The organism is Sphingobacterium hotanense, from assembly GCF_008274825.1.
GTDB classification, from domain to species: Bacteria; Bacteroidota; Bacteroidia; order Sphingobacteriales; family Sphingobacteriaceae; genus Sphingobacterium; species Sphingobacterium hotanense.
The window spans coordinates 2406364-2432125 of sequence record NZ_CP030848.1; the positions used below are offsets into that span (position 1 = coordinate 2406364).

Below are 25762 nucleotides of genomic sequence, written 5' to 3' on the forward strand. Positions count from 1 at the left end.
GACTTATTACCCATATCATCAACGAAAGGATATGAAATGAAAAACATGATCCCATTAATTCTTCTCGGCACTATATTCGCCTGCGGCACATCTTCAAACGGACCTAGAAAACCAAAAATTGAAGGAAATTGGCGTTGGATAAAAACGACAGGGGGCTTTGCTGGTACAACGACCACACCGGAGTCTTCCGGTAAACAGATCCACCTGCAGATAACCAAAGACAGTATATTTACCTATGCAGATGGCGAACTGCAACGGGCTATTCCATACAACCTACAACTAGGAAAAGTTATTGAATCGCAAAAAATGGAATGGTTGATTCATAACGGAGAACATAAAGCATCCGTTTATAGAAAAGACACTTTACTTTTAATGAATGAACAATGTTATGATTGCTTTAATCAAACATTCGTGAAAATGAAAGAATAAGAAAAAGGGCTGTCTTTTGACAGCCCTTATTATACCCGATTCAATCGGTCAATTTTAATTGTTGCTATTTTGCTGGAGCATCCGGTAATAAGATAAACTTAAACAAACGATCTTCTTTCAGATATTTATTAGCCACATCTTTTACAGATTTAACTGTCACCTTGTCAAGATCATTTAAATAACGTGTAATATACGTTGGATCTTCGCCCAATTGGTAAGCAGAAAGTAACTGACTCATCCAGAATCCGTTTTCTTTAAGACTCAATTCCAACTGACGTTTTTCCTCGATCTTAAATTTATCTAAATCGACTTGCGATGGTCCATTAGCTTTAATTTTCTTAAACTCATCTAATGCTGAAGCAATTAAAGATTGATATTTATCAACGCTTGTTCCGAATGAAACGTGGATACTATAGCGAGGCTTAGGATTTTTAGAATAACCAGCGCGCGCACCAGTACCATAAACACCACTCTCCTCTTCGCGCAAGCGCTCCAACAAACGAGTAGACAACACTTTCTCGAGCGCATCCATATTCACATTCTCTACGTCGTTGTAGGTATAATCACCGTAAATCGATAAACGAACGTTAGCTTTTGCCTCTTTTCCTTTATTTACAACAACCTCTTTACCTTTTGCTGGCTCATAAATTCCTAAATCCTTAGGAGCCTCTTTACGCGAAGTAGTTGGCAATGCTGCAAGATAATTTTCCAAATAAGGCTTGATCTCATCTTCTGTGATAGAACCAACGATGAAGAAAGTAAAGTCCGAAGCGTCAGCAAATCTATCCTTGTAGATTTCTAATGCACGCTCTTGGTTCACTTTTTCCAATTCTTCTTTGCCATAAGGAATACGACGAATGTTATTACCGTATAAAGCGTTCATCGTAGCTTTTGAATAAACAAAGTTAGGATCGTTATCTCTGTTCGCCAACATGTTCAATTGCTTGCTCATGATACCTTGAAATACGTCGCTTTCAATTCTAGGCTCTGTAAAATATCCGTAGATCATTTCGAATGCCGTTTTCAAGCCTTCCTTATCCGTGCTTCCAGAAATACCTTCTGAACGCTCGTTGATATACGGGCTAATGTTTACATCCTTGCCAGTTAAATACTTTTGCAATTCGAAAGTATTCAATTGTCCAATACCACTAGAATTAATCAGATTTCCAGCAAATGATGCAGACATGAATTCAGCATCCGGATAAAGTGAAGTACCTCCTGGGCTGAATGCACTAATTAAGATCTCATCATTCTTAAAGGTAGTAGGTTTCAAAACAACTTTAACGCCATTATTCAAAACAAATTCTTTCGAGTTAATCTTATCAATTGATTTTTCCGACGTGATACTTCCTTTTACCGGCTCTTTAGAGAGCATAGGTAAATCAGAAACTTTATCATCATAAGCCGTTAATTGCTCTTTATCAACATCAGCGAACCAAGTCGTCACTGTTTGCTCATCAGGCAACTTATCTTTCTCTGCATCTGGCGCTAAGATTACAACATCACGGTTAGTATCAACATAATACTTTTGACCGATTGCTTCAACTTCTTTCAGAGTCAAGCTCGGCAATAATTGCTTAGTAATCTGATATCTATCTTCGTTACTTAAAGCAGGTCCATCGTTTAAGAAATGATCAAGATAAGTATTTACATAACTATCAGATTTCTTTTTGCTGCGCTCAGTATAAGCTGTTTCATTGTTTTTATTCAATGCAGTAATGGCACGTTGAAATTCTGTCTCTGTGAAACCGAATTTGTCAACACGATCTAACTCACGAACCAAAGATTTGAAACCCTCTTCGAACTCTCCAGGTTTTGCAACGAAAAATGCCGACAGATTATCTAAACCTCCCATGAATTCACCAATATCAATACCACCTTGAATAAATGGAGGATTTGCAGATTGACTCAACTCGCCCAAACGAGAGTTGATCATTTGATTATAAACCGCTTTCATCAAAGAACGACGGTAATCACCTACAGTGCTCACCTTCTCTTCAGGATGCTTAATAAGAACCTGTCCAATCGTATAAGTCATTTCGGGATCTGTAACTTTGACGAATTGATTCTTGTTGATCAAATCAATCTTGTATTCAGTGCGCTCTTTCGGTTTTGAATTTACGCGCATGTCTGAAAACAAACGCTTGATTTCACTTTCAATATAAACAGGATCAACATCACCAACTACGATAATCGACTGTAAATCCGGACGATACCAATCTTGGTGAAACTGACGAATCACCTTAGGATCAAAGTTCATCACAACCTCTTCCGTACCAATCGGCAAGCGATCAGCGTAACGCGAACCATTTACCAATACTTTTAAGAATTGATCGCGCATACGTTGCATGGCGCCACGGCTACCGCGCATCTCTTCCATAATAATCCCGCGCTCTTTATTAATTTCGCTATCCTCTAGCATCGCATCCTGAGCCCAGTCGCGCATTACTTGAAGACCGTTCTTTAACAATTCAGGATCATCCGATGGAATTGGAAGCTGATAAACCGTTTCATCGAAACCAGTGTAAGCATTTAAATCTGACCCAAAACGAACACCTGCTTTTTGCAAGTAGTTAACTAACTCATTTTTCGGGAAATGCTTAAGACCGTTGAAGTTCATATGTTCTAAGAAATGCGCTAATCCTAGCTCTTTCTCAGTTTCTACAATAGAACCTACTTTTACCGCTAAATACATCGTCACGCGTTTTTCCGGCTCGACGTTTTTACGGATATAATACTGAAATCCATTTTTCAATGTACCGGTTTTAACCTCATTATCGAAAGGAAGCTTCGCATCCCATTTCAAGGAGTCCTTTTGAAGTATAACTTTCGCTTCTGTGATTAAGGAACTTGACTCATAGGCTGTTGCAACTTCCGCAGTAAAAGGCAACAAAAAGGCTAGAGCCAATGGTTTTAAAATTTTCATAAAAATAATTTATCTGAATGGTTACTGATTTTTACCGGGACCAATCTACGACAATTTCTTTAGTATTAAAACAACATTAATACTAATCAGAATAAATTACATATATTTAACATATGAATTGGGATACCGTAAATAGAGACTTTAAACGCTACTTACTCTTAGAACGCGGTTTAGCTGAAAACAGCATAGAAGCCTATCAGAATGACGTTCTGAAACTACAACACTATTGCGAACTGCACGAAATAACAATCCCCCAAATTACCACAAAAGAGTTACAAAACTTTTTACTCTGGATTAACGAATTTTCCATATCGACCTACTCACAAGCTCGTATATTGTCGGGTATTAAAACCTTTTTTAAGTTCCTACAAATCGAGTACGACTACGAGTCAAATCCAGCAGAGCTTATCGAAGCACCACGTATCGCACGCAAACTTCCGTCGGTGTTATCAATCGAAGAAATAGATCAATTGATCGCCGCTATTGACCTCTCCAGTCCGGAAGGAATGCGCAATAAAGCGATCTTGGAGATACTCTACGGCTGTGGTCTACGCGTTTCTGAACTTTGCAATCTCAAGCGCTCTAACCTGTTTTTAGATGTGGAGTTTATTAAGGTCGAAGGAAAAGGAAATAAGGAACGATTAATCCCTATCGGACAGCAGGCTATACAATATTTAAAAATATACCTAAATGAGGTCAGAGTACACACGCCTGTGAAAGCCGGAAATGAAGATTATGTCTTCTTAAACCGTCGCGGTGCTGCCCTATCTCGTGTAATGATTTACATCATCATTAAAGACCTTGCAACCAAAATCAATCTGCAGAAAGAAATAAGTCCGCATACATTCCGCCATAGTTTTGCTTCCCATCTCGTTGAAGGCGGTGCAGATTTACGTGCCGTGCAAGATATGTTAGGACACGAAAGCATCACTACGACAGAAATATACACGCATATTGATAAAGATTATCTACAAAGCGTAATAACACAATACCACCCCAGATCTTAATGCAACTTTGTTTATTTTAATTTGCAACTAGATTGCATTTGCTGTATATTTGCAACGTGATAAACATCATTAGACATTTTCGAACATCAATAGCCAGCCTTTGGTTGGTCGTTCTATCTATGTCTTTTGGATTTATGCTAGCACATCAGCATGATCATACGCATGAACATGCTGACCATTGCCATCACCATTCTACCACGGATGAACATGCAGATCATCAGCATGATGATTGTACCTACTGTTTTCTATATTACCATCAGCTCATCTCACAATCTCCTACGTATTCATGGGAAAGTAATCCTGGAGAATTTGAGAGAAACGTAAGTTATTCTATCGACTTGCCGTCTGAGGTAAATATTAAACGGTATTATACGAATGGCTTAAGAGCACCCCCTGCTCTCAAAAACAGCTAACGAGTAATCACAAAATCCATCAAAGTTTAATGTAATCCTACATGTCAAAATATGTTTTGACTGTGTTGGCGATTCTGATTTCATTATCAGGGGGAGCACAGACAAATAAATCGGCCAATTTACGTGGTCTGGTTGCTGATGAGAATCATCAACCATTATCTAATGCAACTATAAAACTTACCGACGCTGACCTTCAGACAAAATCTGATCAGGAAGGTTCATTTTCTATTGAAAATTTAGACCCTAAGAAAACCTACAGACTTAAAATTAGTGCATTAGGTTTTCATGATTATACCCAACGCATCAATCTTTCAAAGGATAGTGTACTGCATATTCACCTAGTTCAAAAAACAACAGAATTAGACGGTGTAACGGTTCAAGCCAGTCAACAGGAACAAGTTTCTGCTGTACAATATAAGCTTAACCAAACACAGATTGAAGAAAGCAAGGGTAAACTGGCGGCTGAGGTATTTTCTAAACTTGCTGGGGTTAGTCTTTTAAATACGGGCCAAACTATCGCTAAGCCGGTCATCAATGGTCTTCATAGTAGTCGTATCCTCCTATTGAATCAAGGAGTAAAACTAGAAAGCCAGCAATGGGGTGCAGAGCATGCCCCAGAATTAGATGCTTTCTCAGCTGATCAATTTGAAGTCATAAAAGGTGCACAGGCGGTAAGATATGGTGCGGACGCTTTAGGCGGAGTGCTGATTGCAAAATCAGAAAATATCGATCCTGAACGTCTACAAGGACGTGTAGATTTGATTGGACAGAGTAACGGCAGAGGCGGAACGCTGAATGCGGAGGTAGAAGGTGGAATAACCGCTATCCCTAATCTCGCCTGGCGTTTGCAAGCGTCGGGTAAGAAACTCGGAAACAGCAAAACCGCAAACTACTATTTAGGAAATACGGGCTCGGAAGAACTGAACTGGAGTACCGCACTGCAATATCAACATAACAACCACAAATGGGATGTATTCTATTCGCGATTTGCAACACAGCTAGGCATTTTCTACGGAGCTCACATCGGAACTATCGATGATATTTTTGCTAGGATTGAACACGGAAAACCCTTAGAGGACTACGGATTTACGTATGATATCGCAGCACCCAAACAAAAGGTAGATCATCAACTTGCAAGACTTAAATACCAATACCAATTTCAAAACGATTGGAAATTGGATGCACAGTATTCATGGCAGAGAAATCACCGTCGCGAATTCGATATGCGCCGAGCGGTTGCAGATGATGTGCCGATGTCGGATATGTTATTGTCAACCCAACAGCTCGAATTACTAATGAAACGCAATCAGCATTCATTGGGTATATCGGCTGTTAGCCAAGTAAACAACAATGTTGAAGGGACTGGCACAACGCCAATTATTCCAAATTACGACAGCTACGGAATTGGAGTTTTTGGTATACATGATTTCGCTTTCAATAAGATCAACCTTGAAGCAGGCTGGCGTTACGATTTCAAACATTTCGATGCTGCAGGATATCGTTTTCAATACACGGATCAAACGGGAAGTACGCCTCAGCAGTACCTTATGGAGGACGTTCGCAATTTCCACAATGTATCGGGTTCCGTAGGTCTTCGCTATGCCATTAATCAACAGTGGACTTTCAAATCAAATGTGGGATTGGCTTGGCGTGCACCAACAGCAAATGAACTATATAGCGACGGAGTGCATCATGGCGCAGGAATTTATGAAATAGGAAACTTAGATCTTAAAGCAGAGCAAGGCTATAAGTGGGTCAATTCGATTAGTAGAAGAGCGGACAACTGGAATATTGACATCGATGGATTTGTACAATATATTGCAAACTATATCTACGCCACCCCTAACCCCGACTCTGTTCGCCAAACCATTCGCGGAACATTTCCGGTATTCAGTTACGAACAGCACAACAGCATATTTTATGGCGTTGATATCAATGCAAGCTGGAAGATAAATCAACTTTTCGATTATCAGTTTCAGGGTAGCTTAGTTAGAGCAAAAAACACAAGTTTAGATGCTTATCTCCCTTATATCCCATCAGATAGGTTTTCACAGGCTGTACAATGGAACATCGAGGCAGAAAGCTCAACCTATTTGAAATTTACACATGAATTTGTAGCCAAGCAGGATCGTTATGCTGAAGGAACAGACTTTATTGCTCCCCCAGCAGCATATCATCTATTGCATCTACATGCCAGCAGAACGTTTCAAATCCAAAACAACAAATTAACAAGCTCGTTAGCTCTAGAAAATTTATTCAATACCGAATACAAAGATTATATGGATCGATTCCGCTATTATGCGCATCGTCCAGGAAGAAACATCAAATTATCAATTAGTTATAAATTCTAAAAATATTAAGACCATGAAAATCAGTAAATATATCGCATCTGCTATTATCGCATTAATAGCTCTAAATTCTTGTTCCAAAGATGATCCAATTCCTGTCATTGATCAGGAAGAAGTAGGATCGGCGAGATTAGTTTTTACGGAAGTGGAAGTAGAAGCGCACGGTGATCATTTTCACTACAATGATTTCGCAGGACAAGAAAAAGATAGCATTATCTTCGAAGGCGAGAAATTCCTTCCACCAGTTGGAGCACACATGCACTTAGAAGTGGGCAAAACTTACCGTTTTGAATTAAGAGTATTTGACTTTGCAGGTCGTCAAAGCCAAAAGACTTTTATCGATCGTGACGATCAGCACTTCGCATTCTGGATCGGAGCACCTGCAGACGCATTGAAAATTATCTATGCCGATAAAAAGGAGGATAAAACAAAAGTGAAAGTAGGTACGATAGGTTATATCACGGTATTGAAAGCAAGCGAATCGTTCAACTGGCGTTATATTATGCGTCATCTAAACCCTGGCGTAAAGACTAGTATTGATGTTGAGAAAGACATACAAAACAAAGATTTCAGTAAGTTCGGCGGTGCGAATGATATCGATGTGAAGTTTGAAACGCATCTAGTTGCTGATGACCACAGCGGACATGGTCACTAAGCTCAATTAAGACAATTAAAAATCAATAGGTTGCCGAATTCGGCAACCTATTCTTGTGTAAAACTCAAAAATTATATTATTTTTGGCGTGCCGCCTGCGTAGTTCAATGGATAGAATATCAGATTCCGGTTCTGACGATGTGGGTTCGAATCTCGCCGCGGGCACAAAAGAAAGGACTTTCCAAAACGGAAAGTCCTTTTAAATTTCTTTTACTTTATCAAAACACTACCATATTGTAGTACCTGCCGACGCTGAATTTCCTTTTCCCATTTATCTAATTTATTGTTCTTGAACTGAAACAAATAACGTTGATCACTAACATAGCCTTGATAAAACACAACCTCTATCGTATCCTGATCCACAATTTCTTTCCTGGTAATTGTATAATCCGGTCCTAAAATTTCAAGAACCTCGTTTCTGTTCATCCCTAAATCTAGCCCTTTTATCTTATCGGGAGTAAAATGCGTAAATTGAACGGATGCACCGCAGGAACTTAGAAACAACAATATTAGACTGCAACAAAAAAATAGATAACTCTTCATAATATAGAATTGATTAATAAATTATTTTAATGTTTGACTTTTATCCATTCATTAAGTTTAAAATAGTAGTTAGTAGTTAGTATTAAGACATGACCAAAAAAACATTCATGATACTCGGGTATCACCAACAGCCATGAAAGTCACGGGCTCATAGTCCCAATAGGCATTTAGCCAAAACGGTATCTTAGTACCAATAAATATAAGACCTATGGCTGTCAGCGGATTACCCTTTATTCTTGATCGTGGCTGTGGACTGGATGTCCATAAAGACACAGTAGTTGCTACCATTAAAGGTAGTGATTTTGATACAGAGACAAAAACCTTCTTAACTTTTACGGATGACCTGTATGATTTAGTGCAATGGCTTCAATCCCATTCCATTACACAGGTTGCCATGGAGAGCACCGGTGTTTACTGGCGACCGGTTTACGCGGTTTTGGAAGATTACTTTCACATTTTGTTGGTCAATGCCCGCCACATCAAGAATGTTCCGGGGCAGAAGACCGATAAGAAGGATAGCGAATGGATCTCCAAACTGCTTCTTTCCGGTCTACTGAAGGGTAGCTTCATTCCAGCACAACATATCCGGGAGCTCAGGGAGCTCTACCGACATAGACGCAAGCTGATCGCGATGCGGACTGCAGAAAAGAACCGGTTGCAGAACATCCTTGAATCTGCCAACGTCAAACTGCGGAGCGTGGTCAGCGACGTATTCGGTGTAAGCGCCATGGAAATGGTCCGATCCATGGCTAAAGGTCAGAGCGATCCTTTGCTGTTGGCAAGCATGCCAAGGGTTCACTGGTCAAGAAACACGCAGAACTGATTAAAGCACTTACTGGCAAGGTCACAGATCACCACCGCTTCATGTTGACCCTTATACTGCAATCCATCGATCATATCAATCTACAAATAGCACAATCAGAGGCTCAGATGGAACAGTACGCAAGGATCATGTATCGGGAGCTGGAACTACTGGAGACTATTCCGGGAGTGTCTTCCAAAGTAGCATTAGGAATCGTCTCAGAGATCGGTACGGACATGACCCAATTTGCAACACATCAGAACCTTTCCTCATGGGCTGGTGTTTGCCCGGGCAACAATGAGAGTGCAGGAAAAAAGTATTCCTCCAGAACAACACATGGAAATAAGTATCTCAAGACGACGCTCGTAGAGGCCGCATGGGTAGCCTCTAGATCCAAGGCCAATCCCTTACTTGCAGTCAAGCATCACCAGATCGCTGCCCGAAGAGGACATAAGAAGGCGACAATAGCCATTGCACATAAGATATTGACCGCTGCATACCATGTGCTGAGGGACATGGAGCCCTATCAATTACATCCCCAGGATATAAAAATACTGGAAAATAGAAGACTTAAAAGAATTGACAGATTACAGAAACAATTGAGTACCCTGAAGAACACGTCTTATAAATAAAAGATCGACCTTTTTTTGGTGGTTAGACTCCCCGTGAAAAAAACTGATAACAGACGTTTAAGAACCAACAGTTGATGCCTTTAGAGCTCGAAGAAAAAATTATACTCTTGTTTTTAGTAATAAAGTCCTTTTTTTGATCAAGAAGAATACTTAAGAAACAGAAACAAAATATTCCAGACAAAAAAATAGACCCTTGAACAATCACTGGTCTGATTTTTTATTGGTTTAAATTGAAAAAACAACAATAACTTTCAGAAAAACATTCATGATACTCGGGTATCACCAACAGCCATGAAAGTCACGGGCTCATAGTCCCAATAGGCATTTAGCCAAAACGGTATCTTAGTACCAATAAATATAAGACCTATGGCTGTCAGCGGATTACCCTTTATTCTTGATCGTGGCTGTGGACTGGATGTCCATAAAGACACAGTAGTTGCTACCATTAAAGGTAGTGATTTTGATACAGAGACAAAAACCTTCTTAACTTTTACGGATGACCTGTATGATTTAGTGCAATGGCTTCAATCCCATTCCATTACACAGGTTGCCATGGAGAGCACCGGTGTTTACTGGCGACCGGTTTACGCGGTTTTGGAAGATTACTTTCACATTTTGTTGGTCAATGCCCGCCACATCAAGAATGTTCCGGGGCAGAAGACCGATAAGAAGGATAGCGAATGGATCTCCAAACTGCTTCTTTCCGGTCTACTGAAGGGTAGCTTCATTCCAGCACAACATATCCGGGAGCTCAGGGAGCTCTACCGACATAGACGCAAGCTGATCGCGATGCGGACTGCAGAAAAGAACCGGTTGCAGAACATCCTTGAATCTGCCAACGTCAAACTGCGGAGCGTGGTCAGCGACGTATTCGGTGTAAGCGCCATGGAAATGGTCCGATCCATGGCTAAAGGTCAGAGCGATCCTTTGCTGTTGGCAAGCATGGCCAAGGGTTCACTGGTCAAGAAACACGCAGAACTGATTAAAGCACTTACTGGCAAGGTCACAGATCACCACCGCTTCATGTTGACCCTTATACTGCAATCCATCGATCATATCAATCTACAAATAGCACAATCAGAGGCTCAGATGGAACAGTACGCAAGGATCATGTATCGGGAGCTGGAACTACTGGAGACTATTCCGGGAGTGTCTTCCAAAGTAGCATTAGGAATCGTCTCAGAGATCGGTACGGACATGACCCAATTTGCAACACATCAGAACCTTTCCTCATGGGCTGGTGTTTGCCCGGGCAACAATGAGAGTGCAGGAAAAAAGTATTCCTCCAGAACAACACATGGAAATAAGTATCTCAAGACGACGCTCGTAGAGGCCGCATGGGTAGCCTCTAGATCCAAGGCCAATCCCTTACTTGCAGTCAAGCATCACCAGATCGCTGCCCGAAGAGGACATAAGAAGGCGACAATAGCCATTGCACATAAGATATTGACCGCTGCATACCATGTGCTGAGGGACATGGAACCCTATCAATTACATCCCCAGGATATAAAAATACTGGAAAATAGAAGACTTAAAAGAATTGACAGATTACAGAAACAATTGAGTACCCTGAAGAACACGTCTTATAAATAAAAGATCGACCTTTTTTTGGTGGTTAGACTCCCCGTGAAAAAAACTGATAACAGACGTTTAAGAACCAACAGTTGATGCCTTTAGAGCTCGAAGAAAAAATTATACTCTTGTTTTTAGTAATAAAGTCCTTTTTTTGATCAAGAAGAATACTTAAGAAACAGAAACAAAATATTCCAGACAAAAAAATAGACCCTTGAACAATCACTGGTCTGATTTTTTATTGGTTTAAATTGAAAAAACAACAATAACTTTCAGAATCGAGTAGGAAGATAGGGATTATTTCCCTATCTGTCCTCTCACACCACCCGGCATACGGATCCGTACCAAGGCGGTTTGTTAGAATAACGTCGTTTGATGCGTTGTTCTCCAGTAATAGTAGTCTGCAAATCCTTCGTAACCTAATTTAGTAAAGTATGAGTTTGTTAGCGTTGTTTGAACGATAGGACTTGTCCCTGTCCGAGTATAGGATTTACGGGTGTTCGCATGTTGGTAGGCAAGCCAGCGTTGGGCTCCCAGTTTCATTAAGTTCCGAATTCGATTACCTGCCGTCTTCCATTGTTTCCAAAGCAGAACACGCAAGCGTCTTCGCACTAGTTTATCTAGTGCTACCATCACCTTCTTATTCGTTGCTATACGAAAGTAATCCACCCAGCCGTGAATAATTTGCCGTAGTTTAGTCAGTCGCTCATGCATAGGAGTAACTGTATTACGTCGAGTATTTTGACGTAACTTCTCTCGGATTCGTTCGATACTCTTTGCAGAGATACGAATCTGCCAATCTCCTTGAGTTTTGAAGAAACTAAAGCCGAGTAAACTACTTTGGGAAGGTTTGCTTACCTTACTCTTTTCACGGTTCACTTTCAGCTTTAGTGTAGATTCGATGTAGCTGGTGATGTTGCGCATAATACGAGTGGCGGATTTATTGCTCTTCGTGTAGATACTACAGTCATCCGCATAGCGTACAAATCGATGTCCACGGGAACTGAGTTCCGTATCCAGTTCGTTCAGGATGATGTTTGACAAAAGTGGACTTAAAGGACTGCCCTGGGGTGTGCCCTTGGTTCGCTTTTGTTCAAGACCATGTTCCATAATCCCACAACGAAGGTATTTCCCGATCAGGGCTAGGACTCGACGATCCGTAATCTTCTTGCTCAAAAGGTGCATCAGTTTGTCGTGGTTCACTTGATCGAAGAATTGTTCCAAATCAAGTTCAACGCCCCACGTGTAGCCCAAGTTCAGATACTCTTGCGCTTTACTGACGGCCTGATGAGCATTACGATTCGCACGGAAGCCGTAGCTGTTATCGTGAAAATCACCCTCATACTTTAACCCAAGCCATTGGGAAATGCTTTGCTGAATAACTCGGTCGATGACCGTGGGGATACCCAGCATACGCTTGCCGCCACTTGCTTTGGGAATCTCTACTTTCCGAACAGCTTGTGGGAGGTAAGTGCCAGAGAGAATATCCGACCGAAGGGTTTTCCAATTCGTATTGAGGTAGTCACGAAGGTTATCGATCTGCATACCATCAATTCCGCTGGCACCTCCATTAGAGATGACACGATCAACTGCGTGTTTGACATTTCGGATGTGTAATATCTCTTCCAGCATAGTATTACTAAAAAAAATTCCTCAGGCATTGTGTCCATTGGTTGCACAACTAGGCTAAGCTCCTCTTACATTCTACTATCGGTTTCCGACCTACCCTCATGTAAGCAGTTCTCTTAAGTGGTTCGGCTTTTAGCGCTTCGTCATAAACTTCTTGGTTCCTTTGCCATTCTAACATTCAGACCTTCCCCCGTAGAAAATAGAGAAACAGGGTACTAGTCGAGTAGATAAGGACATTTCAGTCCAAACCTCTCACAGAACCGTGCGTAAAGATCTCCCTTTACACGGCTCTTATTATCCAACCGACAACTTTATCCCTATATACCAGTGTTCAAACAGATGCGGACTTCTTTCGGAAATCTCTGACATCCATTTTATGGCTCTGACTTTTCGGTTCCGTAGCCTTTTATATTTCCGCATAGCCCATCTTACCAGTAACCTGTTCATGTGCTGAAGTACTTTGTGTAGCTCTGTTTTGTAGAAAGCTCCGTAGTAATTGATCCATCCTCTGAGGACTGGATTTATATACCGGGACAACGTTTCTAAGTCACTGCCTCCTCTTCTGTGCAATTGCCATGTCCGCATCTTTTCTCGTATGGAAACTTTAGCTTTATTGCTGACTGCAGGAAGAAAACTGGTAAAGTTCAATCCCTGTTTGGTCTGAGCTTTTCGTCTTTTGAACGTATACCCTAGAAAGTCGAAGGCAATTATGGGATAGGATTTCTGTCGTTCTTTTCTGCCACAATACACGATCTTGGTTTTCTCTGGATGCAGTTCAAGTCCACAGGCTTTTAGTCTGTGTTCTAATGCTTTCTTCAGTTCCACTGTTTGTATTTCTGTTTTACAGTGTATCACACTATCATCAGCATATCGTTCAAACGGACAGTCCGGATAGTTAATTCGTAACCATTCATCCATACAGTAGTGTAAAAAGAGGTTAGCGAGCAGCGGACTGATAACTGCTCCTTGCGGCGTCCCTTTTGATCTCTCTGTAAGAATCCCATTGGATTGCTGTACCGGTGTTTTAAGCCACCTTTCAATATACAGCAAGATCCATGGGCAATCTGTGTGCTTACGAACTGCTCTCATAAGCAGCTCGTGTGGTATGTTGTCGAAGAAACCTTTGATATCAAGATCCAGAACCCAATCATACTTCCAACATCGCTCTCTAGCTGTTCCCACCGCCTCCTTTGCACTTTTGTTGGGGCGATAGCCATAAGAGTCCTTATGAAATATCTTATCCAACTTTGGTTCCAGAAACAGTGTGACCACCGTTTGAGCAATGCGATCTGTTATCGTGGGTACTCCAAGTGGACGTGTCCCCCCTCCTTTCTTGGGAATTTCTACTAGTAGAACTGGCATGGGCATATAGCTGCCAGAACTCATCCGATTCCATAGTCGATAGAGGTGTTTCCAGCTATCTGCTTTGAAATCCTCTAAGCTCATGCCATCTACTCCAGCACTACCACGGTTTTGTTGTACCCGCTGGTAGGCTTCCAGTACTATGGACTGAGAAATAATAAATGGTTTTGTCTTAATCATTCCTGTACCTCCTATGGTTTGTACCATAGTTTTCTTTGTGATAAGAACTGGATAATACACCCCCTTCGCTCCATCTCCATTACAGAGACTTCATCACTACTACGAGATGTTCCGCCCGTGTGCTTCGCATCGGTACTTTTGCTCTTGTGGGGCTACCACTTGAGGGTTTCCCTTAACATCGAAACGACACGTTCTCACGTTCCGCCTAAATGCCTATAATAGCTTCACGCCATCTTTACGCCGGATATCACGGAAGCAGTAATCAGGTTTCCCTTCCGTTTGTCCCAGAGCAAGGTCAAGACTCTGGTTTCGATATCATCTATTCAGCTTTCGACGCTTCATCGATGGTTCTCTTTCGTTCGTCTCTCTATTACATACCTGACATCTTTAACTATGCCTTTTCCTTTATCGCTTCTCACCAGATCTCTTTAACCCAGCAACATAAAGGTGGTTTGAAGCCTGCGCCTGAACGTCGACTTCGAGGGGCCTACCCTCATCATTTAAACAGCACCAAAGCAATATCATGCTTTGTTCGTGACACACTGTCCTCTGCTGACTTCTGACTAAAGCATACTAGCATCATTATTCTGCTATATGTTTCTTCGCGGGCATTCGCGTATACCTTTGACAGAGTTTAGTCAGATCTCCCCAGGTAAGAACAATAACTTTCACCTCATATATCCGCTACATTTACCATAGTGTTTCCGTACAGTTTGGGGCTTTGGCTTGTTTTGCAGCCTCACCCAACACTTGCGGCCTTGTATGTAGTTTCTGTTCGTCGGACCGAGGTTTTGCCTCAGACTTCCTTCAGATTCCACCTCGCGGTGGACACCCTTGTCCTAAGCTAACACTTCCCACTGCAAAGGCGTGTTCGGGACTTACACCCTAGAGTTATTGCACATGCTGGGCACACAAAAAAAAGAGCGCTGCTTCCGCAACGCTCTTATATCTAATGTCTATTATCTAATATCTAAACCACAATATTAATAATCTTACCCTTCACGAAGATAATCTTCTTAACAGGCTTGCCGTCGATGTACTTCTGCACATCGGCATTTTCTTTAAGGATTGCCTCAACTGCAGATTGGTCAAGATCTAATGCAAGCGGAAGATTCATCTTCATCTTACCATTGATCGAGACAGGATATGCAAACTCGCTCTCGACTAGGTATTCTGGGTTGAATTTAGGATATTCTGCATAAGAAATTGTTCCAGGCGCATTTCCTAATAAGCTCCAAAGCTCCTCGGTGATATGCGGTGCATAGGATTCCAAAACAATAATCAAGTCTTGAAGAATTTTACGCTTATTGCATTTTAAATCTGTTAGTTCATTCACACAGATCATGAACGCAGAAACTGATGTATTGAATGAAAAGCGCTCGATATCTTCTTCTACTTTTTTGATGATCTTATGTAATGCCTTATATTCCGCTTTGCTAGGCTCTTCATCCGATACTTGGAAGTTACCTTCAGCATCATGGAATAGGCGCCATACCTTACGTAAAAATTTATATACACCTTCTATTCCATTGGTATTCCATGGCTTAGCCTGTTCCAATGGACCCAAGAACATCTCATACAGACGTAGGGTATCCGCACCATATTGACTGATGATATCGTCTGGATTGACTACGTTGTATTTTGATTTCGACATCTTCTCTACCTCAGTGCCACAAATGTATTTCCCGTTTTCTAGGATAAACTCAGCATTAGTAAAGTCTGGTCTAAACTCTTTGAATTTTTCTAAATCAAGCACATCGTTGTGGACAATATTTACATCCACATGCAATGGAACCGTGTTATACTGATCTTTTAAACCTAAGGAAACAAAGGTATTCGTCCCGCGACCTTCCTCATCCAATAAACGATAAACGAAGTTTGAACGGCCTTGAATCATACCTTGGTTGATCAACTTCTTGAATGGCTCCTCCTCATTGTGATAACCCATATCTTTCAAGAACTTGTTCCAGAAGCGTGAGTACAACAAGTGGCCCGTAGCATGCTCAGAACCACCGATATATAAATCGACAGCTTTCCAATAATCGACAGCATCCGGCGATGCAAACTGACCCTCGTTTTTAGGATCCATGTAGCGGAACCAATACCATGAAGAACCCGCCCATCCTGGCATCGTGCTCAACTCGTACTCGTACTCATCCTGATATTTCCAGCCCTCGGCGCGACCTAAAGGAGGTTCTCCAGTTTCCGTAGGCAAATACTTGTCGACCTCAGGAAGCAATAATGGAAGCTCCTCTTCTTTGATCAAATAAGGAAGATTGTTTTTGAAATATACCGGCACAGGTTCACCCCAATAACGCTGACGACCAAAAATCGCATCGCGCATACGGAAGTTGATTTTCGCTTTACCCAATTTTAAGGACTCTAAGCGTTCAATTAAGGCAGGTACAGCCTCCTGATACGTCATTCCGTCGATAAAATCAGAATTGATGTATTTTCCATCTTTGTTCGGGTCTGCTGCTTCTGAAATATCTTGCGAATCAGAAATAGGGATAATAGGCAGGTTGAAATGCTTAGCAAATAAGTAATCACGTTGATCGCCCGATGGAACAGCCATAACAGCTCCAGTACCATAACTTGCCAAAACATAGTCTGCAATCCATATTTGTACATCCTCACCGGTGATTGGATGCTTCGCATAAGACCCCGTAAATGCGCCAGATACGGTTTTCGCATCTGCCATACGATCTAGCTCCGATTTCTTCGAGGTCTTCTCAATATACGCCTCTATTTCAGAACGTTGTTCATCCGTAGTTAAAGAAGAAACTAACTCGTGCTCGGGTGCCAAAACCACGAAGCTAACACCAAAAATCGTGTCCACACGGGTCGTGAAGACTTCAATATTTTCATTTAACTGAGGCACTGGGAATTTAACACTTGCCCCAACAGATTTACCAATCCAGTTGCGTTGCATTTCCACCAATGGCTCTGGCCAATCGATGGTATCCAAGCCTCTCAACAATCGGTCTGCATACGCAGTAATGCGCATAGACCATTGCATCATTTTCTTTTGCTCAACAGGAAATCCACCACGCTCGGAAACTCCATTAATTACCTCATCGTTCGCTAACACAGTTCCTAATGCCGGACACCAGTTTACTGTACTTTCACGTAAGTAAGCTAAACGGTATTTTAATAATTCCGTCTGTTGCTCCTCTTCAGAGAATGCATTCCATTCCTCCGCTGTAAAAGATAATACATCCTCATCAGCCTCGGCATGGATGCCTGAAGATCCGTTAGATGCGAAATGTTCTTTCAACGAAGCGATAGACTCTGCTTTGTCGCTCGTTTTATTATACCAAGCATCAAAAGCTTGCATAAAGATCCATTGCGTCCAACGGTAGTAATCCGGATTGGACGTGCGAACCTCGCGACTCCAATCATAGGAGAAACCAATATTATCTAATTGCTCACGATAGCGTTGGATATTCGTCTCCGTTGTAATAGCCGGGTGTTGTCCCGTTTGAATTGCATATTGTTCAGCTGGAAGTCCGAACGAGTCATAGCCCATTGGGTGCAGCACATTGAAGCCTTTAAGACGTTTATAACGTGAGAAAATATCTGAAGCAATGTAGCCAAGTGGGTGCCCTACGTGCAATCCTGCTCCGGACGGATAAGGAAACATGTCAAGAACATAATATTTAGGCTTTTCTGTAGACTCCTCTGTTTTAAAGGTTTGATGGTCTGCCCAATACTTTTGCCACTTTTGCTCAATAGATTGATGATTATACTCCATGATTGTATGTAAGAAATATATAAGAGATGCGAAAATAGCGATTTTAGCCTAATAAAGCATAAAAGTTTTTTATTCTATACAATAAATTCTGATATTCGTTGTTAGAATTTAAGTGAAGGGAAATTATTCGTATCAAGGAATGCTTAATGCTTTTATTACATTAAATATTCGAGGTATGCCACGAATTATGTACTTTCGCATCAGTAAATTAAAACTACTATATGTCAGTGATCGAACAGGGTTCACCAAGAAAAAAAACTAAATCGGTATATGTTTCCACAGTAATCAGTATTGCACTTGTGCTATTGATGACTGGTCTTTTAGGTTTAATACTCGTTCATGCCAAAAACCTCTCCCGTTACGTTAAAGAAAACATCGTATTAAATGTTATCGTGAATGATAATGTTAGTGAAGGTGATGTATTGACGCTACAAAAGGACTTAGAAAAAGACCCTTATGTACTTCGCTCGGAGTATGTGAGCAAGGAACTTGCTGCTAAGAATTTGAAAGAGGATCTAGGCGAAGACTTCGTTGAGTACTTAGGCCATAACCCGCTCCTTCCGTCGGTTGATATCTATTTAAAGGAACAATACGCGAATAGCGATAGTATCCAAACTTTTATTGATAAAGTAGGTAAAAACAGTCGTATCAAAGAGGTTGTGTATCAAGAGTCCTTGATCGACATGGTGAACAAGAATATCCGTATCATCAGTATCGTTATTCTTGCGTTTACTGCTATCCTTTTGATTATCGCCGTAGCATTGATCAACAACACCATTCGATTGGCCATATACTCTCAGCGCTTCTTGATCAAGAGTATGCAACTTATTGGTGCAACCAAGAATTTCATTCGTCGTCCGTACATCATGTATGGAATTGCGCATGGACTAATCGGTTCTTTAATCGCTATTCTTCTTTTAGTGATCACCCTGCATTTTGCGCAGAAGCAAATCCCAGAATTGGTGATCCTACGCAACTGGTATGAGTTTGCTGTTATCTTCATATTCGTTATTGCATTAGGGATTCTAATTGCCGCAGCGAGCACATATTTTGCAGTTACGAAATACTTACGTGCAAAATCAGCTAGTCTATACCGATAATATCAATTGTTAATCTTCATATAATGAGCCAAACAGTTAAGAAAAAAGTAAACAACACAGAAGCTGCTAAAGGGCAGTTTGTATTCCAAAAGATAAACTATCAATTATTTATTCTTGCTATTGTTGTAGTAGCAATAGGCTTTATTTTAATGATGGGTACTGAAGATATCTATAGCTTTACCAAAATTACACTTGCTCCACTTGTCGTAGTATTGGGTTTTGCTTTAGGATTTGTAGCTATTCTTTATAAACCTAAAAACAACAAAGCAGACTAATAAGAATGAATTATTTTGAAGCCATTATCCTTGCTATCGTTGAAGGATTAACCGAATACTTACCTATTTCGTCAACCGCCCACATGGGCTTTACTGCCGCCCTTATGGGGATGGAGGAAAGCGAATATTTAAAGATGTTCCAGGTGTCTATACAGTTTGGAGCCATTCTTTCCATTGTCGTATTATACTGGAGAAAATTCTTCGACCTAAAGAATCTAAATCTATATCTTAAATTAGCCATTGCAGTAATTCCAGCCTTGGTGTTAGGTAAATTATTCGATGATAAAATCGAAGCCGTATTAGGCAATCAGGTAGCGATTTCAGCAGTATTAGTATTAGGTGGTGTTATCCTGTTATTCGTCGACAAATGGTTTAAGAACCCAACAATAACCGACGAGAAGCAAATTCCTATTAAAAAAGCATTAATCATCGGTTTCTGGCAATGTTTGGCGATGATGCCAGGTACATCCCGCTCCGCAGCATCTATCATTGGTGGTCTGACACAGGGTTTGGATCGTAAAGCAGCAGCAGAATTCTCTTTCTTCCTTGCTGTACCAACCATGCTTGCCGTAACGGTTTACTCTATCTTCGTTAAAACATGGGGCGAAGGAACAGCACAAGCGCAAAAGGGATACGAGATGATCATGGCAAGCAATGAAAATATTATCGTATTCATTATTGGAAACGTCGTTGCCTTCGTTGTCGCGATGATCGCCGTGAAAACATTCATCAGCGTATTGACAAAATATGGTTTCAAATTCTGGGGCTGGTATAGAATCATCATCGGTATCTTTTTATTGGTATTCTTCTGGAACCAACAATAAAAATGACGAATCAACATATACAGGATAGCCGCTAAACAGCGGCTATTGTTGTTTTGGATGGATAAGATTAACTAGGCATCCTTACTCCTTTCTATAATTATGGTAAAAAAATGCGCCCCCTATCCTAACATTCATCTATCCTGACATACATCCCACAATTAAATCGGATACATCCGAATAATATTCTTATTTTTGCAGAAAATTTGAAGTTTCCTAAACGAAAATTGTCATTTTACTTATATCCAAATACGACAACAAACAGAACAATAATCAGGAAGCCGATAAAGAAACGGAATGGAGAACACGAGTAAATTAAAAGAGCATACAGATTTTAATTTTGCACAAGGCGAATTGTTGTTGATCGACAAACCGCTCACCTGGACAAGCTTCGACGTTGTCGGAAAATTACGAAACAGCTTAAAGCCGCTAAAATTAAAAGTTGGGCATGCCGGAACACTAGATCCATTAGCGACAGGCTTGTTGATTGTTTGTACTGGAAAAATGACCAAACAAATTGACACTTTTCAAGCTGAGGATAAGGAATATATCGGTACCGTTACTATTGGAGCGACCACACCGTCGTATGACCTTGAAACCGAAATTGAAAACACTTCCGATATCAGCCACATCAGCGAACAGCAAGTTCATGAAGTTGCAGCGACTTTTCTTGGCGAACAGGAACAGTATCCGCCGGCACACTCCGCAATTAAGATAGGTGGAGAGCGCGTTTATGAGAAAGCTCGTCGTGGCGAAGAAGTTGAACTGAAAGCTAGAAAGGTAAATATCTCCGCATTTGAAATTGTAGATGTGGAGTTCCCCATCGTACATTTTAGGATAAGATGCAGCAAGGGCACATACATCCGATCCATAGCTAATGACTTTGGGGTGAAACTAGGTGTTGGAGCTCATCTATCTAGTCTTCGAAGAACAAAAAGTGGAGACTTTGATGTTAATAATGCATGGGAGCTTACCGAATTGATAGCAATCATTCAGAAAAACAAAAGCTTAGAATTACACAAATAAGAAGCATATAACACAGCATGAAAATATATAGAAATCTGGACGAATTCGAACCATTGGATTTTGCCATTGTTACCATTGGCACTTTCGATGGGGTTCACGTCGGCCATCAAAAGATTCTAAACAAAATAACGGAGTTAGCGAAGCATAACACCGGCGAATCGGTGCTATTGACCTTCTACCCTCACCCACGTTTGATAATCAATCCTGACGACGATTCTTTACGTCTAATCAACGATATCGAAGAGAAGGTAGAGCAATTAGCATTAGCAGGAATCGATCACCTCATCATCACACCATTCACAAGAGACTTCTCTAACCAGACGCCCGAAGAATATATCTCCAATGTATTGGTCAATAAGATCGGTTGTAAAAAGATCGTCATCGGATACGACCATCACTTCGGAAAAGATCGCAAAGGAACCATCAAAGAACTGATCCACTATGCAAGTATTTTCGATTATACTGTAGAGGAGATTCCAGAACAGGATATCGAAGATGTAGCAGTTTCATCGACAAGAATTCGCGAATCATTGATCAAAGGTGATATCGACACCGCAAATAAGTATTTGGGCTATCCCTTTGAATTAACGGGAACCGTTATCCGTGGCGACCAAATCGGTAGAGAAATTGGTTTCCCTACAGCGAACTTACATATTCATGAAAGCCATAAACTGATCCCTGCATATGGTATTTATGCGGTGGAAGTGGAAGTATATCCGAGAGCCGCAGATATTGGTACGGGCGAGTATTATCAGCCAGAACCAGAACGTATAGCAAAAGGGATGTGCTATATCGGCACAAGACCAACGGTTGATGGAATGAATCGTAAGATCGAAGTTAACCTTCTAGATTTTAACGACGATTTATACAGTAAGAGCGTACGTGTGAAATTCTTATCGTTTATTCGTCATGACCAATGGTTTGAAAGCTTAGATTTGATGAAAGACCAGATCAAGAAAGACGAAGACGCCATTCGAAACTATTTTCAACAAGTATAATCAATAAAAAAGCATCGGTTTTTTCAGAACTGATGCTTTTTTTTAAACGGTCAGTCTATAATATTGTGGCGGTGTTTGACTGAATATTTAGACCACTTCTCGATTGATCATTTATTTACCCCTTCCTCACAACAAATCTAAGTCCTGAAGTTTACGACCGAAAACGTCGTCTGCTGCAAGTTTTAAGAAATCATCTTGAAGGCTTAAGACACGTAATACATTGAAATATGCACCCATAGCAACACTAGTATGACCCTTTTCGACCAGATACAATGTAGAACGTGCTATACCTGCTCGCTCTGCTACCTGTACAGCAGTCAACTTACGACGTTTCCGTGCTAGTTTAATATTCTCTCCCATCTGTTCCAATATAAATTGGAACTTGGGTAATACAGGTTGTCTTCTCATTTAAATGTTCGTTATTCCAATCAAAAATAATGATTATGTTTGAAATAACGAACAATGAATGCATTATACTATTTGAACAAAATATCGTGTCATTTTTAACGAAATTAAAATTGGAAAGTCAAAAACCTGCGGTTGAGGTATTCAGCATAAAACTCTTTATCGCAGCAAGGAATTCAGGTATTCTTGACCTATTGGACTGGCAACCGGATATTCCTCTTCTTGCTCCTTTTTCATCTTTCCAATTTCCCCTTCCACATTAATTGCGGCGATGGGAGTCGTAAAATAATCGTTCGCTTTCTGTAAATATTTGTTATAAATGTTAAACAGCGTATCTGATACATTGATATCCTTACCTGAGGATATTCTTAACACATATTGATTACGGACCATATCGATATTCCAATAGATTCGATAGATTACCGCTTTAATATCGCGCATAGCCTCATCAGGAATCTTTTTAATACCGGTCGCATAGTCGATGTCGTTAATATTTCATATCGACCTCAATATATTGATCGCTTTTCGCCAGCGACTCTACGTTCGGCTCAACATGTTTCGAAGACTGACATGCTAATAATGACATGATCAGTACTAGGGCAATTAGAATAATTGGATTTTTCATAACAAATATTTTAATGGTCAATTTTATAGTGCTGAGATTGCTGAAATAAGGATTTACCTACAGAGTAAGCCTACCCTAATGAGCGATTCGACAAAGGAAGCAGCCGAACAGATAATCAACATCTCATTCAAATTTATCGTTTTAAATCTTATAACGAAATATATTATCCTACAACTTACATACTATAAAAAAGCGTTTCATAGAAAAAATAGCTTCTCATATCCCCCCTCCTCAATTACCGATTGCAGGAGACACAAAATTTTTATCGCAATGAATAATCGATTGTACCATATGACCAGTTTGGGTCTCTCCTATTGATGTCCTAATACAAACCCCAATCATAGCCCCTCTAAAAGGGCTATGATTGGGGTTTGTATTGGGTTTGAATTGGGTTTAAAAGGGGACTAGTATTTAGTAGTTAGTACTTATTATTAAGACTTAGAGCTACTTATTAAAGGTGCATGTTTTGATTTGAGAGAAGATGGGAATTGCTGAAATTCTTTGTCTATTTTTTTGATTTTCTGCACTACCCTAAAAGAAAAAGAGGTTATCTGCAATAGATAACCTCTTTTTATATATTTCTCAAAACCATTAATTGTACCAATGTACGCTTGTATGGTGATGTCTTCCGTTATTGCCGCGATTGCCGTTATTCCCCTTCTTGCCTTTATATTTTTTCTTTTGTTGTCCTGGAGCAAAATGCTTAGCAGATTTTTTACCGTAAATCTTTTTTGCCTGCCCTGGAGGCATCCCGTGTGGGTGATGTCTGTGGCTATAACAAGACGCTGCTGTCAAAGCTAACATAACCACCATTATTAATCCAATTATCCGTTTCATAAGCATGTGTTCTATTAATCTAGTAGATGTTACCAAATACTCTGCCATTTATTACAAGAATTCGGTAGTTTCTTAATTTAATAGACTTGCTAACCGCGAAAAGGATTAATCATTTAATAACTGGAATAATGCATGAATTTTTTCTTTGGGCAAAATCAGATAGCCATGTAATTGCATGGTACGTTGATCTCTTGCGCGTCCTTCCAGTTTAATTTTTTGCCAACGATCAAAAAATGGAAGCCAACTAAGATGTCTGGTCACTGAAGGCGATTTTGAATAGTTTAGATTAAAAACAAGCTTCGCTTTATCGAAAATAGTATCTGTAGAGCCTTCTTTCCCAGTGAACAAACTGATCAAATCAGCTTGATTAGACTTATTGAATTTATAGAAAAGCTTTTCTGGTAAATAACCTAGCAGATGAGGCGATGCTTTTAAGCGTAGCAATAGATTCGGAGCATCTATCTCCTGAAGCTGTACAACTTCTTTCATCTCGAAATTATCATCATATTCATAAGAAACAATGCTCTCTTCCTGTTTAACATCTTGAGCAAGCCAATGTAAATCTGCATAACCGCCATAATACTGATAAATGCTATCAACAGGGACATTCAAGCGATGCAATAAACTGTCTTGCGCTTTTATCCATTCACTTAAGTCGGCATCTAAATAAGCACTCAATACTGCATTGGGTATTGGTTTGAGTTGTTTTGGTGCATCGGATAATCGCCATTTATCAGATTTCAATAAACCATCTACATGGACACTACCATTTAAGAAGTCGAACGTAAACCAGTTTTTGTCGACATTTGACCAAAGGATATCACCTTTGCGATCTTCGGTATGTTGCTTAGACCAGTTTAGGGCATTCACCCAGGTGCTTTGATTATCTTGTAATAAAGCTCTCAGCTTAGGCGACTGATCGGTACTATCTCTGCCGATGGAAAACGCAATACGTTCATCGTTCATCAGTAATGCTAAGTTTTTCTTTTGAAAATAAGAAAATCCACCCTCTACAGCGGTCGAAACTGAATCTAAATCGATCCTCATATTCGATTTTAAAAATCGCTTAAACCGATTGATATCGCTTACTCGTTGTACCGTATAATATTGATCGGATTCTTTCTTATCGGAAAATAAAAATAGCGTAGATGGGATGGCCAAGCCTGTTTCCCACAATTTCGGTTTCTTGACGCGAGTGCTGTCTCTTTTTCCGAAGAAATAAGTATTCGGGTTACTTATTGCATTGCCCATTAGTTCCGATACCAACCCATCCACATTTAACTGTATTAAAGCTTGTGTATTTGATGGAATCATAAGATCCTTTGCCTTCGAAGCACGAATCTCCTTATAGATAAAAAGACTTATAGCTAGCACAGCTATAAGTCCAGTTAATATGATGAACGTCTTTTTTAACCACTTCATTC

At 40.4% G+C, this 25762-nt stretch carries 24 protein-coding genes and 1 tRNA gene; 15 read left to right on the top strand and 10 right to left on the bottom strand.

The window, feature by feature from the left end:
• The first annotated feature begins 45 nt into the window (after positions 1 to 45).
• The gene (locus DSM08_RS10010; protein ID WP_187773829.1) at positions 46 to 429 is read left to right on the top strand and encodes a hypothetical protein; all 384 of its coding nucleotides are present in this window, start codon (positions 46 to 48) and stop codon (positions 427 to 429) included.
• Between the two features lie 64 nt (positions 430 to 493).
• Here DSM08_RS10010 and DSM08_RS10015 read toward each other — a convergent pair whose 3' ends face one another.
• Entirely contained in the window at positions 494 to 3355 is a 2862-nt protein-coding gene (locus tag DSM08_RS10015; protein WP_149526023.1) for a M16 family metallopeptidase, read from the bottom strand.
• 113 nt (positions 3356 to 3468) lie between these two features.
• On the opposite strand from DSM08_RS10015, the gene xerD reads away from it, so the two are divergent.
• From xerD to DSM08_RS10035, 5 genes are all read left to right on the top strand, one after another.
• The gene (gene xerD / locus DSM08_RS10020; RefSeq protein ID WP_149526024.1) at positions 3469 to 4362 is read left to right on the top strand and encodes a site-specific tyrosine recombinase XerD; all 894 of its coding nucleotides are present in this window, start codon (positions 3469 to 3471) and stop codon (positions 4360 to 4362) included.
• A 150-nt stretch (positions 4363 to 4512) separates the two neighbouring features.
• Entirely contained in the window at positions 4513 to 4686 is a 174-nt protein-coding gene (locus tag DSM08_RS19035) for a hypothetical protein (protein WP_187773830.1), read from the top strand.
• Between the two features lie 130 nt (positions 4687 to 4816).
• On the top strand, positions 4817 to 7126 hold the full coding sequence (locus tag DSM08_RS10025; RefSeq protein WP_149526025.1) for a TonB-dependent receptor: 2310 nt from the start codon (positions 4817 to 4819) through the stop codon (positions 7124 to 7126).
• Between the two features lie 13 nt (positions 7127 to 7139).
• Entirely contained in the window at positions 7140 to 7778 is a 639-nt protein-coding gene (locus DSM08_RS10030; RefSeq protein ID WP_149526026.1) for a hypothetical protein, read from the top strand.
• Between the two features lie 92 nt (positions 7779 to 7870).
• A tRNA-Arg gene (locus DSM08_RS10035) sits at positions 7871 to 7942 on the top strand.
• Between the two features lie 45 nt (positions 7943 to 7987).
• On the opposite strand, the gene DSM08_RS19040 is transcribed toward DSM08_RS10035, so the two are convergent.
• The gene (locus DSM08_RS19040) at positions 7988 to 8203 is read right to left on the bottom strand and encodes a hypothetical protein (RefSeq protein WP_187773831.1); all 216 of its coding nucleotides are present in this window, start codon (positions 8201 to 8203) and stop codon (positions 7988 to 7990) included.
• A 325-nt stretch (positions 8204 to 8528) separates the two neighbouring features.
• Here DSM08_RS19040 and DSM08_RS19155 point away from each other — a divergent pair, with 325 nt between their 5' ends.
• From DSM08_RS19155 to DSM08_RS10050, 3 genes are all read left to right on the top strand, one after another.
• Positions 8529 to 9143, top strand: coding sequence for an IS110 family RNA-guided transposase (locus DSM08_RS19155; protein WP_223110795.1), 615 nt, complete (start codon positions 8529 to 8531; stop codon positions 9141 to 9143).
• Positions 9144 to 9184: 41 nt separating this feature from the next.
• The gene (locus tag DSM08_RS19160) at positions 9185 to 9754 is read left to right on the top strand and encodes a transposase (protein WP_223110796.1); all 570 of its coding nucleotides are present in this window, start codon (positions 9185 to 9187) and stop codon (positions 9752 to 9754) included.
• A 366-nt stretch (positions 9755 to 10120) separates the two neighbouring features.
• On the top strand, positions 10121 to 11347 hold the full coding sequence (locus DSM08_RS10050; protein ID WP_149525249.1) for an IS110 family RNA-guided transposase: 1227 nt from the start codon (positions 10121 to 10123) through the stop codon (positions 11345 to 11347).
• Between the two features lie 336 nt (positions 11348 to 11683).
• On the opposite strand, the gene ltrA (DSM08_RS10055) is transcribed toward DSM08_RS10050, so the two are convergent.
• Both ltrA (DSM08_RS10055) and ltrA (DSM08_RS10060) read right to left on the bottom strand, forming a co-directional pair.
• Positions 11684 to 12958 carry a group II intron reverse transcriptase/maturase gene (gene ltrA, locus DSM08_RS10055; protein WP_223110797.1) on the bottom strand — a complete coding sequence of 425 codons (1275 nt, stop codon included), beginning with the start codon at positions 12956 to 12958 and terminating at the stop codon, positions 11684 to 11686.
• Between the two features lie 291 nt (positions 12959 to 13249).
• Positions 13250 to 14524, bottom strand: coding sequence for a group II intron reverse transcriptase/maturase (gene ltrA / locus DSM08_RS10060; protein WP_246172205.1), 1275 nt, complete (start codon positions 14522 to 14524; stop codon positions 13250 to 13252).
• 182 nt (positions 14525 to 14706) lie between these two features.
• Here ltrA (DSM08_RS10060) and DSM08_RS10065 point away from each other — a divergent pair, with 182 nt between their 5' ends.
• The gene (locus DSM08_RS10065) at positions 14707 to 15060 is read left to right on the top strand and encodes a hypothetical protein (protein ID WP_149526028.1); all 354 of its coding nucleotides are present in this window, start codon (positions 14707 to 14709) and stop codon (positions 15058 to 15060) included.
• A gap of 407 nt (positions 15061 to 15467) precedes the next feature.
• On the opposite strand, the gene leuS is transcribed toward DSM08_RS10065, so the two are convergent.
• Positions 15468 to 18251 (bottom strand): leucine--tRNA ligase, encoded by a 2784-nt coding sequence (leuS, locus tag DSM08_RS10070; RefSeq protein ID WP_149526029.1) that lies wholly within the window; start codon positions 18249 to 18251, stop codon positions 15468 to 15470.
• Positions 18252 to 18472: 221 nt separating this feature from the next.
• Here leuS and DSM08_RS10075 point away from each other — a divergent pair, with 221 nt between their 5' ends.
• The 5 genes from DSM08_RS10075 to DSM08_RS10095 all read left to right on the top strand — a co-directional run bounded on the left by DSM08_RS10075 (position 18473) and on the right by DSM08_RS10095 (position 22471).
• A complete protein-coding gene (locus DSM08_RS10075) occupies positions 18473 to 19351 on the top strand; it encodes a cell division protein FtsX (RefSeq protein ID WP_149526030.1) in 879 nt (292 codons plus the stop codon).
• A gap of 23 nt (positions 19352 to 19374) precedes the next feature.
• Entirely contained in the window at positions 19375 to 19626 is a 252-nt protein-coding gene (locus tag DSM08_RS10080; RefSeq protein WP_149526031.1) for a DUF3098 domain-containing protein, read from the top strand.
• A gap of 5 nt (positions 19627 to 19631) precedes the next feature.
• Positions 19632 to 20450, top strand: coding sequence for an undecaprenyl-diphosphate phosphatase (locus DSM08_RS10085; RefSeq protein WP_149526032.1), 819 nt, complete (start codon positions 19632 to 19634; stop codon positions 20448 to 20450).
• A 294-nt stretch (positions 20451 to 20744) separates the two neighbouring features.
• Positions 20745 to 21473, top strand: coding sequence for a tRNA pseudouridine(55) synthase TruB (truB, locus tag DSM08_RS10090; protein ID WP_149526033.1), 729 nt, complete (start codon positions 20745 to 20747; stop codon positions 21471 to 21473).
• A 17-nt stretch (positions 21474 to 21490) separates the two neighbouring features.
• On the top strand, positions 21491 to 22471 hold the full coding sequence (locus DSM08_RS10095) for a bifunctional riboflavin kinase/FAD synthetase (RefSeq protein ID WP_149526034.1): 981 nt from the start codon (positions 21491 to 21493) through the stop codon (positions 22469 to 22471).
• A gap of 126 nt (positions 22472 to 22597) precedes the next feature.
• Here the strand turns inward: DSM08_RS10095 and DSM08_RS10100 are convergent, their stop codons facing one another.
• The 5 genes from DSM08_RS10100 to DSM08_RS10115 form a co-directional block, all read right to left on the bottom strand.
• Positions 22598 to 22879: a helix-turn-helix domain-containing protein gene (locus tag DSM08_RS10100; protein WP_149526035.1), complete on the bottom strand. Its 282-nt coding sequence runs from the start codon at positions 22877 to 22879 to the stop codon at positions 22598 to 22600.
• A 156-nt stretch (positions 22880 to 23035) separates the two neighbouring features.
• Positions 23036 to 23317 carry a hypothetical protein gene (locus DSM08_RS10105; RefSeq protein WP_149526036.1) on the bottom strand — a complete coding sequence of 94 codons (282 nt, stop codon included), beginning with the start codon at positions 23315 to 23317 and terminating at the stop codon, positions 23036 to 23038.
• 46 nt (positions 23318 to 23363) lie between these two features.
• Positions 23364 to 23501, bottom strand: coding sequence for a hypothetical protein (locus DSM08_RS19045; RefSeq protein WP_187773832.1), 138 nt, complete (start codon positions 23499 to 23501; stop codon positions 23364 to 23366).
• Positions 23502 to 24092: 591 nt separating this feature from the next.
• Positions 24093 to 24338, bottom strand: a complete 246-nt coding sequence (locus DSM08_RS19295; protein WP_149526037.1) for a hypothetical protein — start codon at positions 24336 to 24338, stop codon at positions 24093 to 24095.
• 105 nt (positions 24339 to 24443) lie between these two features.
• Positions 24444 to 25760 (bottom strand): hypothetical protein, encoded by a 1317-nt coding sequence (locus DSM08_RS10115; protein WP_149526038.1) that lies wholly within the window; start codon positions 25758 to 25760, stop codon positions 24444 to 24446.
• Positions 25761 to 25762 lie beyond the last annotated feature (2 nt).

Excerpts from the sequence above, each read along its gene's own strand:
- DSM08_RS10010 (WP_187773829.1), top strand. The coding sequence starts at position 46 with ATGATCCCATTAATTCTTCTCGGCACTATATTCGCCTGCGGCACATCT.
- DSM08_RS10015 (WP_149526023.1), bottom strand. The coding sequence starts at position 3,355 with ATGAAAATTTTAAAACCATTGGCTCTAGCCTTTTTGTTGCCTTTTACT.
- xerD (WP_149526024.1), top strand. The coding sequence starts at position 3,469 with ATGAATTGGGATACCGTAAATAGAGACTTTAAACGCTACTTACTCTTA.
- DSM08_RS19035 (WP_187773830.1), top strand. The coding sequence starts at position 4,513 with ATGATCATACGCATGAACATGCTGACCATTGCCATCACCATTCTACCA.
- DSM08_RS10025 (WP_149526025.1), top strand. The coding sequence starts at position 4,817 with ATGTCAAAATATGTTTTGACTGTGTTGGCGATTCTGATTTCATTATCA.
- DSM08_RS10030 (WP_149526026.1), top strand. The coding sequence starts at position 7,140 with ATGAAAATCAGTAAATATATCGCATCTGCTATTATCGCATTAATAGCT.
- DSM08_RS19040 (WP_187773831.1), bottom strand. The coding sequence starts at position 8,203 with ATGAACAGAAACGAGGTTCTTGAAATTTTAGGACCGGATTATACAATT.
- DSM08_RS19155 (WP_223110795.1), top strand. The coding sequence starts at position 8,529 with ATGGCTGTCAGCGGATTACCCTTTATTCTTGATCGTGGCTGTGGACTG.
- DSM08_RS19160 (WP_223110796.1), top strand. The coding sequence starts at position 9,185 with ATGTTGACCCTTATACTGCAATCCATCGATCATATCAATCTACAAATA.
- DSM08_RS10050 (WP_149525249.1), top strand. The coding sequence starts at position 10,121 with ATGGCTGTCAGCGGATTACCCTTTATTCTTGATCGTGGCTGTGGACTG.
- ltrA (WP_223110797.1), bottom strand. The coding sequence starts at position 12,958 with ATGCTGGAAGAGATATTACACATCCGAAATGTCAAACACGCAGTTGAT.
- ltrA (WP_246172205.1), bottom strand. The coding sequence starts at position 14,524 with ATGGTACAAACCATAGGAGGTACAGGAATGATTAAGACAAAACCATTT.
- DSM08_RS10065 (WP_149526028.1), top strand. The coding sequence starts at position 14,707 with ATGCCTATAATAGCTTCACGCCATCTTTACGCCGGATATCACGGAAGC.
- leuS (WP_149526029.1), bottom strand. The coding sequence starts at position 18,251 with ATGGAGTATAATCATCAATCTATTGAGCAAAAGTGGCAAAAGTATTGG.
- DSM08_RS10075 (WP_149526030.1), top strand. The coding sequence starts at position 18,473 with ATGTCAGTGATCGAACAGGGTTCACCAAGAAAAAAAACTAAATCGGTA.
- DSM08_RS10080 (WP_149526031.1), top strand. The coding sequence starts at position 19,375 with ATGAGCCAAACAGTTAAGAAAAAAGTAAACAACACAGAAGCTGCTAAA.
- DSM08_RS10085 (WP_149526032.1), top strand. The coding sequence starts at position 19,632 with ATGAATTATTTTGAAGCCATTATCCTTGCTATCGTTGAAGGATTAACC.
- truB (WP_149526033.1), top strand. The coding sequence starts at position 20,745 with ATGGAGAACACGAGTAAATTAAAAGAGCATACAGATTTTAATTTTGCA.
- DSM08_RS10095 (WP_149526034.1), top strand. The coding sequence starts at position 21,491 with ATGAAAATATATAGAAATCTGGACGAATTCGAACCATTGGATTTTGCC.
- DSM08_RS10100 (WP_149526035.1), bottom strand. The coding sequence starts at position 22,879 with ATGAGAAGACAACCTGTATTACCCAAGTTCCAATTTATATTGGAACAG.
- DSM08_RS10105 (WP_149526036.1), bottom strand. The coding sequence starts at position 23,317 with ATGCGCGATATTAAAGCGGTAATCTATCGAATCTATTGGAATATCGAT.
- DSM08_RS19045 (WP_187773832.1), bottom strand. The coding sequence starts at position 23,501 with ATGAAAAATCCAATTATTCTAATTGCCCTAGTACTGATCATGTCATTA.
- DSM08_RS19295 (WP_149526037.1), bottom strand. The coding sequence starts at position 24,338 with ATGAAACGGATAATTGGATTAATAATGGTGGTTATGTTAGCTTTGACA.
- DSM08_RS10115 (WP_149526038.1), bottom strand. The coding sequence starts at position 25,760 with ATGAAGTGGTTAAAAAAGACGTTCATCATATTAACTGGACTTATAGCT.